Genomic DNA, 12,775 nt, shown 5'->3' with positions numbered 1-12,775 from the left:
TTGCAATATTATCGAGCAGCAGTTTTGAAAAGATCGATATTGTCTAATGCTTTACCCGTTCCAATTGCTACACAATCTAATGGATTTTCTGCAACAAGCACTGGCATATTTGTTTCTTCACTAATCACTTTATCTAAGTTACGTAATAGTGCACCACCGCCTGTTAATACAATACCGCGGTCCATAATATCTGCCGCTAATTCAGGTGGCGTTTTTTCTAACGTATTTTTAACTGATTCTACAATTGCATCTACTGTATCTTTTAATGCATCTGCGATTTCTTCTGGTTGAATTAGTACTGTTTTTGGTAAACCACTTACTAAATCACGACCACGTATTTCCATAGGCTCAATGCCTTCTGGCTCGCCTGCAGAACCGATTTCTAATTTTAATGCTTCTGCTGTTCTTTCACCAATCATTAAGTTATAGCTTTTCTTAATGTACTGAATGATTGAATCGTCCATATCATCACCAGCAACACGAACTGATTGACTTGTTACAATACCACCTAATGAGATGATTGCAACTTCTGTTGTACCACCACCGATATCAACAACCATACTACCAGTTGGTTCCCAAACAGGTAAGTTTGCACCAATTGCTGCTGCAAATGGTTCTTCGATCGGATATGCATCACGAGCACCAGCTTGACGAGTCGCATCAATTACTGCACGTCTTTCTACAGCCGTAATACCAGATGGTACACATACCATTACGTATGGTTTACGCGAGAAGAAGCCATTTGATTTTTGAGCTTGTTGAATGTAATATTTCATCATTGTTGCTGTTGTTTCATAATCAGCTATTACACCGTCTTTCATCGGACGAAGTGCCACAACGTTTCCTGGTGTACGACCAATCATTTGTTTTGCGTCGCTACCTACAGCAACGATTTGTTTCGTGTCAGTTTGTAACGCTACTACTGAAGGTTCACGTAAAACTACACCTTTTCCTTTTACATATACAAGCGTGTTCGCAGTTCCTAAATCTATTCCAAGATCGCGAGTAAAGCCACCAAATCCAAACATATTTTTTATCTTCCTTTCTTGTTTTCACGGACTCATTTTTCTTACTTTATATGATAAAAACAGTACGTTTTTTTATATCTATATCCTTTTTGTAGATATTTTTCTACAAAAAACTCATAAATCACATTATAAAACAAAATAAGTAAAAAGCATAGTCTTAAATATGACCTTTTTCCTTTAAACTCACGAATTTATGGTCACCTATGATAATATGATCCAACACTTCAATACCGATAATTCGGCCGCATTCTACTAAACGTTTTGTTACTTCTATATCTTCTCGGCTCGGCGTTGGGTCTCCTGAGGGATGGTTATGAAGACATATAATAGAGGCTGCTGCACGGCGGAACGCTTCTTTAAAAACTTCCCTTGGGTGTACAATCGATGTGTTTAAACTCCCAATAAAAATCGTTTGCCTATGTATAACTTGATTCTTTGTGTTCAGATATAAACAAACAAAATGCTCTTGCTGCAGGAAGCGCATTTCTTCCATCATGTATCTCGCGCAATCTTCTGGACTTCGAATGCTATATCTATTTTGATATTCTAAACGCACCATTCTTCTACCTAGTTCAAAGGCTGCCATAAGCTGAGATGCCTTTGCAATCCCAACGCCATGTATACTGACTAGCTCTTCTAACGTTGCATCTTTCAACATACGTAAGCCATCAAAGTGATGCAAGATTTTATCTGACAACTTTAAAACCGTCTCTTCTTTAGAACCTGTTCTAAGTAGCACTGCAAGAAGCTCCCGATTTGACAAGCTTTCAGCTCCTTTTAATAATAAACGCTCCCGTGGCTGTTCTTCTTTGACAACATCACGAATACCGTTCATCTCCCCACCCCTTTATTTGTTCTCTCAAAGAAAACCCCATGCACTTTTACGCATGGGTTACGTCAATATCAAATTGTTTTAATTCCCGAACAAGACGCGCAATTGGTAAGCCGACTACACTGTAGTAATCCCCTTGAATATGTTGAACAAAAATAGAACCTTTACCTTGAATCCCATAACTTCCCGCTTTATCAAGAGGTTCCTTCGATGCAACGTATACATCAATTTCCGCTTCTGTTAATTCCCAAAACGTAACTTCTGTACGCTCATAAAAAGTGACCGTTTTTTCTTTTGCTATAATCGCAACACCAGTATACACTTCATGTGTTTTCCCTGATAATAATTGCAACATTTCTTTCGCTTCAGCCTCATTCGAAGGCTTTCCAAGAATACGCGACTCATACGTAACAATTGTATCTGCACCTAACACAATGTGATCACTATTATTTTCTGCCACCGCAGATGCTTTTTGCAGGGCAAGGGACATAACAATATCAGCAGGCGATGAATACGCACCAATCGTTTCTTCTACTTCACTTACAACGATTTCAAATGGCACACCAGCTAATTCAAGCAATTCCTTCCTCCGAGGTGATCCTGAAGCTAAAATAATTTTTCTCATATTTTCTCCTTCCTTCCTCACATGACGCAGAACAATTTACATCGATCGTATCAAAGGAATAGTTTGTCCACAAATGAAAGGAATATTATTTTTCCTAAACAAAATAATATTTCTTTATTGAATACGATTATATTCCAGCCATAGAGAAAGCACTTTTCTCTAAATTCAAAAGAAAAGAAAGAAGCTCCTATACTTCTTCCTTCGCCATTTTATTATCCTATCATTTCATTTTTTGTGAAACAATTTTTTCATACGAAAGTATACCATCAATAATAACTTGATTTAATTTCGCTAAAGATACCTTATCACCTTCCCCTTCTTTCACTGTTTGTACAGCTACTGACGTATACATATACAGTTTCTTCGCTTCTTCCTGCTTCATACTTTTCCCTTCCTTTTCAATTGCTTTCCATTCTTTTTCAATCGCTCCTATATCTTTTTCATTACTTTTTCCACTAGCTTGTACGCTAGAAGCATATTTTGTTAAATGAGTATATAATGGCTGCACTTTTGTTAAAAACGCTCCCATTTCTTTATCATCTTTAAGTAATGCTTTGTCAGTTATATCCCAGTTCTTTTTCAAAACGGAAACACCATTGTTTTTATACTGCGTCATTAATTGATTGACAGCCTGTTCATCGCTCGCAATACCAACAACTAATGCATACTTATCACCGCTCGGTTTCAAAGCTGCAATGCCCCCATTACCTTTCCATTCTTCAAGAGCTGCCTGTCCCTTTTCTTCTGAAGAATAAATCCCCCCTTGAACAAAAAAGAATTTCATCGGATCTAATGACGTTCCTACTTGCGCTTTTTGTTTTTCCTCTTTCGGTGCTGGTGTTTGTTCTGCCGTTCCACCCACCTTTGATTCTTCATTCGGAGTCTGCTTCGAAGCCGTTACCTCACTTCCCCCCGTCGTCCCTTCTCCAGTCACATAAAGCATTCCCATTCCCAACGCCGTGCCAATAACAATCGCAGTTGCAACGATTGCAATGAATGTATTCCCCCACTTCTTTCGGTATTTTTCCATAGATACTGATTTCGCTTTTTGAAACGGAACGACGTTTTTCGGTCTCTCACTTTCTACTACCATCCAGTCAAATTCATCTTTCTTCTTTTCCTCATACTTTGCTTCTGTTCCATTCACTTTCACTGAGATCGTTCGTGATTGCTTGTCCATACACTCACACCTCACCTCTTATCGTTGTCCGCATCATATCATATTCATTTCACAAAAAAACGAGATATTTGTCAGAGGAATTCGCCAAATTACCCTATATAATTATCTTATATGTATGCTTTTGACTTCATTTGTAGAACAAAAAAACTAGATAGTAAATACTATCTAGTTTTTTGCGCGGATATACTTTCGAACTTCAGAAATGAAATAAAGAGAACCCGTTATGATAAAAACATCATTTTCTCCTATCATTTCAATCTTCGTATCAATTGCTTCTTTCCAATTTTCAAAAACTAATTTCGACTCTTTTTGCGAATACGATGCAAGCTTATCAGCAGAAATAGCACGATCAAAGGCAAATGTTGTAAAAATAATTTCATCGGCAATTGTTTCTAATTGACCTACCATGTTATGCAATTGTTTATCGCCAAGAGCTGTAAATAAAACTATTATATTTTTATCTTTGTAATGTGCCTCTACCGTTTTCACAAGGCTTTCAATACCTTCTGGATTGTGAGCACCATCTATAATAATATCTGGATTACTTTGTAATTTTTCAAATCTTCCAATCCAGTATGCTTCATGTAATCCAGCTCTTACTTCCTCTCCCTCAATTAAAAATGATACATATGTTTTCAGGTACATCACTGCCATAAGTGCTAATGCAGCATTTCCTACTTGGTGACTGCCTTTCATTGAGATTCGAACATCTTCAAAAGAAGCGAAAGGACAAGCAAAATCAAACTGTTCTCCATCTTCACTAGATTGTTTATGTAACGCCGTAAAATGTTTGCCAAGCTCGTATAAGTTCGCGCGATTTTCCTTTGCAACGTTTTGAATGACTTGCAACGCTTCTTTATCTTGTACACCAGTAATTACTGGAACACCCGACTTAATAATACCGGCTTTTTCATATGCAATTTCTCCTAAAGTATCCCCTAAAATATGCATATGATCGTGACCGATATTCGTAATAATGGTTAGAACAGGGTGAATGACATTAGTGGAGTCAAAGCGCCCCCCAAGCCCTGTTTCAAATAAAACAACATCACAGAAATTGACTTTACCGAAATAACAAATTGCCATAACAGTAATAATCTCAAACTCAGTCGCTTCCCCTAAATCCGTCTCGTCTAGTTTTTCAACGACTGGCTTTACCACCTTTACAAGTTCCGTAATCTCTTCATCTGCAATTGGTGTTCCGTTCACACTAATACGCTCATTAAATGTTTCGATATAAGGAGAGGTAAATGTTCCTACCTTATATTTCGCGCCTTCCAGCATGTAGCGCATATATGTTAAAGTTGAACCTTTTCCATTTGTACCAGCAAGATGAACACATTTTATATGACGCTCTGGATTTCCGAGCTCTTCTAGCATCCATCTCATTCTTTCTAATCCTGGTTTAATACCAAACTTCAATCGGCTATGAATCCATCCTATCGCTTCTTCGTATGTATGTATCACGTATGCTTTTCCCCTTTCAAAAGACAACCTTCATACTTCTATTATACGCAAAGAAAAGAGACTCACCAATATAGTGAGTCTCTTAAAAACATTTTATTTTTCAAGATCAGCTAGACGTTGGCGAACTGCTTCGCGTTTTTCTAGGTAATCTTGCTCTTTCGCACGCTCTCCATCAATAACTGCTGCAGGAGCTTTCGCTACGAAACCTTGGTTTGAAAGTTTCTTCTGTACACGTTCTACTTCTTTATCGAACTTCTCAAGTTCTTTCTCAAGACGCGCTCTCTCTTCATCAAGGTTGATAAGATCAGCTAACGGTAAGAATAACTCTGCACCTGATACGATTGCAGTCATCGCTTTTTCTGGCGCTTGTAAATCCGTTTGAATTGTTAATTCGCTTGGGTTACAGAAACGCTCAATGTAAGAGCTGTTTTTCGTAAGTTGAGCAAGTACAGTCTCATCTTTTGCTTTAATTTGCATTTGAACTTTTTTGCTCATTGGCGTATTTACTTCTGCACGAATGTTACGAACAGAGCGAATGATATCAACTAGAAGATGCATTTCTGCTGCCGCTGCTGTATCTTGTAAATCTTCGCGAACTGTTGGCCATGCCGCTACTGTAATAGACTCGCCTTCATGCGGTAAATGTTGCCAAATTTTCTCTGTTACGAATGGCATGAATGGGTGTAATAGACGCATTGTTTGGTCTAATACGTAAGCTAAAATAGAACGAGTTGTTTTCTTAGCTGCTTCATCTTCACCGTATAGTGGAAGTTTCGCCATCTCAATGTACCAGTCACAGAAATCATCCCAAATGAAGTTGTATAATGAACGACCAGCTTCACCGAACTCATATTTATCCATGTTACGTGTTACACTTTCGATTGTTTCGTTTAAGCGAGTTAAAATCCACTTATCCGCAACTGATTTTTCACCAGTTAAATCGATTTCTTCATACTTCATGTCATCCATGTTCATTAATACGAAACGTGATGCGTTCCAAATTTTATTAATGAAGTTCCAAGTAGATTCTACTTTTTCCATGCTGAAACGTAAATCTTGGCCTGGTGCACTTCCTGTTGATAAGAAGTAGCGCATTGCATCTGCACCGTATTTCTCGATAACATCCATCGGGTCGATACCGTTACCAAGAGATTTACTCATTTTACGTCCTTGCTCATCACGAACTAAACCGTGAATTAATACATCTTTGAATGGGCGCTCGCCTGTAAACTCTAAACCTTGGAAAATCATACGAGATACCCAGAAGAAGATGATGTCATAACCAGTTACTAGTGCATCTGTTGAATAGTAACGTTTAAAGTCTGCTGAATCTTCATTTGGCCAACCAAGTGTTGAGAATGGCCATAATGCTGAACTGAACCATGTATCCAGTACATCGTTATCTTGATTCCAGTTTTCAATATCCGCTGGCGCTTCTGTACCTACGTATACTTCACCAGTTTCTTTATGATACCAAGCTGGAATGCGGTGTCCCCACCATAACTGACGAGAAATACACCAATCATGAATGTTTTCCATCCAGCGTAAGTATGTGTTTTCAAAACGTTCTGGTACGAACGTTACTTTTTCTTCTTCTTTTTGTTGAAGTTCTACTGCTTTTTCAGCAAGTGGAGCCATTTTTACGAACCATTGTGTTGACAGGTAAGGTTCAACAACTGCACCGCTACGCTCACTATGACCTACTGAATGCATATGAGGCTCAATTTCTACTAATACGCCAGCTTCTTGTAAGTCTTTCACTAATTCTTTACGGCATTCGAAACGATCCATTCCGTTATACTTACCAGCTTTTTCGTTCATCGATCCATCTTCGTTCATTACTAAGATGCGTGGTAAGTCATGACGGTTACCTACTTCAAAGTCATTCGGGTCATGGGCTGGTGTAATTTTTACAACGCCTGTTCCGAAGTCTTTTTCTACGTACTCATCAGCAATAATCGGAATCTCACGGCCTACGATTGGAAGTTTAACTGTTTTTCCGATTAAGTGTTTGTAACGATCATCTTCTGGATGAACTGCTACCGCTGTATCACCAAGCATTGTTTCTGGACGAGTAGTCGCAAGACGAATGTGACCAGAACCATCTGTTAACGGATAGTTCATATGGTAGAATGCACCTTGAACTTCTTTATGAATTACTTCAATATCAGAAAGAGCTGTGCGTGTTGCTGGATCCCAGTTGATGATATATTCACCACGGTAAATTAAGCCTTTTTCGTATAATTGAACGAATACTTTATTAACCGCATCAGATAAACCTTCGTCTAATGTGAAACGTTCACGAGAATAGTCTAGTCCTAAACCAACTTTTCCCCATTGCTGACGAATGTGAGAAGCGTACTCTTCTTTCCACTCCCAAGCTTTTTCAAGGAATTTCTCACGACCAAGATCGTAACGTGAAATGCCTTCTTCACGAAGTTTCCCTTCTACTTTCGCTTGTGTTGCGATACCAGCATGGTCCATTCCTGGAAGCCATAATACATCGTAGCCTTGCATACGCTTCGTACGAGTTAAAATATCTTGAAGCGTTGTATCCCAAGCATGACCTAAGTGTAACTTACCAGTTACGTTTGGAGGTGGAATTACAATTGTATACGGTTGTTTCTTCTCGTCTCCTGTTGCTTCGAAATATTTGCCTTCAAGCCACCATTGATAAAGGCCTTCTTCAACGGACATATGATCATATTTAGTTGGTAAATTCTTTTCCGTGTTTGACATTATTTTCCCTCCTTAAAATAAAAAATGTCCCTCATCCAAAAAAGGACGAGGGACATCGCGGTACCACCTTTATTTACAAACAAATTCAGAATTTGCTTATACTCTTAATTTGATAACGGACAAATCCGTCTTTTCCTAATGAGAACTATTCCGTTCAGAAAAGATGCTCCAGGGCTACCTTCTAACATAACTATCTAGAGAATCTCCCAGCTAATGATTCTCCTCTCTGAAGACGTTTCATGTTATACTCTTCCCCTTCAAGGCATTTATATGATTGTTAATTATTATATACAATAGTGTAAAAAACGAAACCTTATTCGTCAAGATAAATTTAATACTACGCCTTTCCGGGCAAATACAAAAAAAGATAAGTAGCATTCTCTACTTATCTTCTTTAGCCTGCAATTAACAGGCAGTAAGACCCCCACTGATTAAAGCTTCACTTTATCCGTTCCCTTGCTGGGCAGCTTGTAATTGTGACAGGAAATATTCTATATTGCTAACGAGCCAATGCGATTGTTGCAAGCTCTTTACTCCGCGAATTTCATTTTCCTCATTGCGACTCTCTCTTCTTTTCTTATAAGACTCGATTTGCCGGATAAATTGCGATGGATACGTCATATAAGCAAACATGAGAAGTTGCTCCTCTTTCGTAAATGGGAAGTTTTTTTGGTACATTTGATACCATTCAAAACGATCACTTCTCGCAATTGGATATGTGTTTAAAGACCGTGAATAAAAGCCTACAATATCTTGCACAGGCGTTGCAAACTTCGATTTTTCTAAACTAATAAAATAGCCATTCCGCTCATAGTCAAATAAAAAATGCTTCAGTGACACGTTACCATGTACAAAAGTGATGCGTGTTTTTTCTTTTTCTTTCATCGCATCGTTCCACTCATTTAATTGCTTCGTTGCAAATTCCCGCGCCCTCATTACATGATGATAGTACGTACAATATTGCAATTCAAACGGAGACATATACCACTTCGCTTCAGACTCTACAAGGAACTCTTCTAACATCTCACCATCATTTTCCCAGCGATCGGATATATTCGTATAATGTTTTTCTAAATCTTCTTCTGTATACGTTTCTTCTTTCACCGTTTTTTGATGTAACGTTCCGAGTGTTTGAAACATTTTATGATATTGATTATTATCTTCGCCGTTTCCTTCCGCTCGTTCTAACCATGGCATTAAATAATAATTATATGTCCCGTCACTTAAAATATAATTTCCATCCGTCGCATGATATATAGGTACATAATTTGAAAAACCTTTCTCCTTCAAATATTGAACATGATGCAGAAAGTTATTCCGCTCTAACTTTCCATCTTTTATTTTCTTGAGTGCATATGGACCTTGATTCGTGTAAATTTTCGTTACACTTCCGTGCTCTTCCATGTGCTGCGTATCTAATCTATACTGCCTCACAATAGGTTCATAGCGATTTCGTAATTCAATATCCATACGAATTACCCTTTCTATTCAAAACATATCCTCTAAGAAATTAAGGGAGTATAGACACTAACTCCCTTATTTCGCTTTTGCTTTTGAAACGGGAATATAAATAATTTGCCCTGTAGTTAAATATATATCTTCTGTTTGGTTTACACGGTATAAGTTTTGGATAGACGTTTCATAACGTTCTGCCACAGATTCGATTGTATCTCCTTCTTGCACGAAATACATTCTTAACTTTGTAAATTCTTCTTCCGGTTCTTTCGTAAATATTTTCGTTAAATAAAGCGCATTTTCGTCTCGCTGTGAGTACGCTGCTTCTTCTTGTTCTTCCTGCTTTTTCGCTTTTTCTTTCTTGAAATCCTTTCGGCCAAACAATTCAAATTGCGGCGTCGTTTCTTGCTCCTCTTCACGCCCCGCAAATTCATGTTCTTCTAGTTCCTCTTCCTCTACTTCTTGCTCTTTTCTTTCTTCTAACTGGAACGGTTCAAATGCATAATCTTCCCACTCATCCGATTCCTTATAAGCTGGTTCTTCTACATGCGGCGTAGGTCTATTTTCATCCTCTTGTGCCGAATCAACTTCTAACTCAGCATACGCCATTTCATCCTCTTCATCCTCAATTCTTTCCTCATCGCATAATCCTGTAATAGATATATCCGCTAGTAATTGTAGGCAACCATTTTCCTTTAATTCATAATCAAATTCCTCGATTGATACATATAGTTCTTCAATTACTTTCACCCGGTTTCTCGGAATTGATATTTCAAGTGGAAAGGAATGAACGAGTTCATTCACCCCATCTTCCCTTGTTTCTACGTAATCAATTGACTTTGCTGGTGATAGTTCTCTTAATGAGTAAGCTGAATCATCTTGCCGTGCAACATACTCTCCCGTCAAATCTAATTGCCCTCTCACGATAACCTCATGATCAAGCTCTTCTATCTCAACGTCTGGATCTAACGAAATTGACAAAAGTTCTTCGACTTCCTGTCCTTTTTGGAACCAAACAGATTCTTTTAATGAGAATCGTAATGAATGATCTATTGCCACTTCTTTTCCCCCTCCCAAACTATATGTCATTACAGATTTATGTATGGAAAGCTTACTTTATGAATAAAAAAAATCGCTTCCCCTATGGAAAGCGATTTTGCCGAATACATTATGCTTTTAATTTTGACATTGCAATTTCAGCCGCTGCAATTGTTGCTTTAATATCTGCATCACTATGTGCTGTTGATAAGAACAAACCTTCGAATTGAGATGGTGGTAAGAATACACCTTGTTCTACCATTTCACGATAGTAAGCCGCAAAGAATTCTAAGTTCGAAGATTTTGCGGCATCGTAATTAATAACTGGCTCATCTGTAAAGAAAATACCAACCATTGAACCTGCACGGTTAATGTGATGAGGGATGCCATATTTTTCAGCCGCTTTGTGTAGTCCAGCTTCTAACATTTCCGCTTTGCGTTCGAACTCCACATATGATTCTGGCGTTAATTGTACTAACGTTTCATAACCCGCTGCCATTGCAAGTGGATTACCCGATAAAGTACCAGCTTGATAAATCGGTCCACTCGGCGCAACTTGACGCATAATTTCTGCTTTACCGCCGTATGCCCCTACTGGTAAGCCACCACCGATTACTTTACCTAAACAAGTTAAATCAGGTGTTACGCCGTAGTAACCTTGTCCACAGTTATAGGCAACACGGAATCCTGTCATTACTTCATCAAAAATAAGTAGTGAACCGTTTTGCTCTGTCACTTCACGAAGACCTTCTAAAAATCCTGGCTGCGGAGGAACAACACCCATATTCCCTGCTACTGGTTCTACAATTACACAAGCAATATCATCACCGAATTGTTCAAAAGCGTATTTCACACTTTCTAAATCGTTATAAGCTACTGTAATCGTATTTTTCGCTACACCTTCTGGTACACCAGGGCTATCTGGTAAACCTAGCGTCGCCACACCAGAACCAGCTTTAATTAATAATGAATCACCATGACCGTGGTAACAACCGATAAATTTCAAAATTTTGTTACGGCCTGTATAACCACGAGCTAAACGTAGTGCACTCATTGTCGCTTCTGTTCCAGAGTTAACCATACGCACAATCTCAATTGATGGTACGCGCTCAATAACAAGTTTCGCTAATTTATTTTCAATTTCTGTTGGCGCTCCGAAGCTTGTACCTCTTTCAGCAACAGATTTTAACGCTTCAACAACACGATCATTTGCATGACCATGAATTAAAGGTCCCCATGATAAGACGTAATCGATGTATTCATTTCCATCGATATCATATACTTTAGAGCCTTTTCCACGCTCCATAAATAACGGATTCATACCAACAGATTTAAAGGCACGAACAGGGCTGTTTACGCCGCCCGGCATTAAGTCTTGTGCCTCTTCAAACGCCGCGATCGACTTATCAAACTTTTTCATTATTTAGCGCCTCCTTCTTGTAACCATCTTGCTGCATCTTTTGCATGATACGTAATAATTAAGTCTGCTCCTGCGCGCTTCATGCTAATTAATTTTTCAAGTACAACTTCTCTTTCATTAATCCAACCATTTTGCGCTGCCGCTTTAATCATCGAATATTCACCACTTACGTTATAAGCAACGACTGGTAAATTAAAGTTATTTTTCACATCACGAACGATATCTAAGTAAGAAAGAGCTGGCTTTACAATTAAGAAATCTGCCCCTTCCATTACATCTGATTCTGCTTCGCGGAATGCTTCCATACGGTTTGCTGGATCCATTTGATATGTTTTACGGTCACCGAACTGCGGTGCACCGTGCGCAGCATCACGGAATGGTCCATAAAATGCTGATGAATATTTTACAGCGTACGACATCACTGGTACGTGTGAAAAACCATTTTCATCTAATGCATGGCGAATTGCTGTTACAAATCCGTCCATCATGTTTGACGGCGCAATAATGTCCGCTCCTGCTTTCGCTTGGCTTACAGCTGTTTTCGCAAGAACTGCAAGAGACTCGTCATTTAAAATAATACCATCTTCAATTACACCGCAATGACCATGGCTTGTGAATTGACATAAACATGTATCCGCGACTACTACTAACTCAGGGAACTCACCTTTAATTTGCTTAATTGCACGCTGTACAATTCCATGATCACAATATGCTGATGATCCAACTTCATCCTTTTCAGCAGGTAAACCAAATACAATAACAGAACGAATACCTAAATCAACAACCTCTTGCATTTCAGCTTGCAATAAATCTAAAGACATTTGATATACGCCTGGCATAGAAGGAACTTCATTACGAACATTCTCTCCTTCTAATACAAAAATAGGGTAAATAAAATCTTCAGTATGTAAAAACGTTTCACGCACAAGCGCACGCATATTACCGCTTTGTCTTAAGCGACGATGACGATTAAATTGTAAAGAGTTCATAG

Annotated in this window: 10 protein-coding genes and 1 other annotated feature; all 10 genes read right to left on the bottom strand. The window is 38.5% G+C overall.

Translation table 11 applies throughout. From position 1 onward, the window contains the following. Positions 1–8: 8 nt before the first annotated feature. The 10 genes from mreB to hemB all read right to left on the bottom strand — a co-directional run bounded on the left by mreB (position 9) and on the right by hemB (position 12,773). Positions 9–1,028 (bottom strand): cell shape-determining protein MreB, encoded by a 1,020-nt coding sequence (gene mreB / locus COI75_RS05820; RefSeq protein WP_000466738.1) that lies wholly within the window; start codon positions 1,026–1,028, stop codon positions 9–11. Positions 1,029–1,185: 157 nt separating this feature from the next. Further along, a complete protein-coding gene (gene radC, locus COI75_RS05815; protein WP_001013388.1) occupies positions 1,186–1,863 on the bottom strand; it encodes a DNA repair protein RadC in 678 nt (225 codons plus the stop codon). Between the two features lie 46 nt (positions 1,864–1,909). Next, the gene (locus COI75_RS05810) at positions 1,910–2,485 is read right to left on the bottom strand and encodes a Maf family protein (protein WP_001226280.1); all 576 of its coding nucleotides are present in this window, start codon (positions 2,483–2,485) and stop codon (positions 1,910–1,912) included. A 220-nt stretch (positions 2,486–2,705) separates the two neighbouring features. Then, a complete protein-coding gene (locus COI75_RS05800; protein ID WP_000360983.1) occupies positions 2,706–3,665 on the bottom strand; it encodes a hypothetical protein in 960 nt (319 codons plus the stop codon). Between the two features lie 165 nt (positions 3,666–3,830). After that, complete coding sequence (locus tag COI75_RS05795) at positions 3,831–5,132, bottom strand: bifunctional folylpolyglutamate synthase/dihydrofolate synthase (protein ID WP_000582080.1); 1,302 nt, start codon at positions 5,130–5,132, stop codon at positions 3,831–3,833. Positions 5,133–5,225: 93 nt separating this feature from the next. Further along, complete coding sequence (locus COI75_RS05790) at positions 5,226–7,871, bottom strand: valine--tRNA ligase (protein WP_000072216.1); 2,646 nt, start codon at positions 7,869–7,871, stop codon at positions 5,226–5,228. 38 nt (positions 7,872–7,909) lie between these two features. Further along, positions 7,910–8,141, bottom strand: a binding site (T-box leader). Positions 8,142–8,315: 174 nt separating this feature from the next. After that, positions 8,316–9,341 (bottom strand): spore coat protein YsxE, encoded by a 1,026-nt coding sequence (gene ysxE / locus COI75_RS05785; RefSeq protein ID WP_000350669.1) that lies wholly within the window; start codon positions 9,339–9,341, stop codon positions 8,316–8,318. Between the two features lie 66 nt (positions 9,342–9,407). Beyond that, complete coding sequence (gene spoVID, locus COI75_RS05780) at positions 9,408–10,415, bottom strand: stage VI sporulation protein D (protein ID WP_050551890.1); 1,008 nt, start codon at positions 10,413–10,415, stop codon at positions 9,408–9,410. A gap of 79 nt (positions 10,416–10,494) precedes the next feature. Further along, the gene (gene hemL / locus COI75_RS05775) at positions 10,495–11,784 is read right to left on the bottom strand and encodes a glutamate-1-semialdehyde 2,1-aminomutase (protein WP_000712948.1); all 1,290 of its coding nucleotides are present in this window, start codon (positions 11,782–11,784) and stop codon (positions 10,495–10,497) included. Further along, positions 11,784–12,773, bottom strand: coding sequence for a porphobilinogen synthase (hemB, locus tag COI75_RS05770; RefSeq protein WP_001087077.1), 990 nt, complete (start codon positions 12,771–12,773; stop codon positions 11,784–11,786). The genes hemL and hemB overlap by 1 nt, the downstream gene beginning before the upstream one ends. Between the last annotated feature and the right edge of the window lie 2 nt (positions 12,774–12,775).

The sequence above is a fragment of the Bacillus cereus genome (genome assembly GCF_002564555.1).
In the GTDB taxonomy this organism is placed as follows: domain Bacteria; phylum Bacillota; class Bacilli; order Bacillales; family Bacillaceae_G; genus Bacillus_A; species Bacillus_A cereus_K.
Note: the sequence above shows the minus strand (reverse complement) of the source record. Positions and strands in the feature narration are given on the sequence as shown.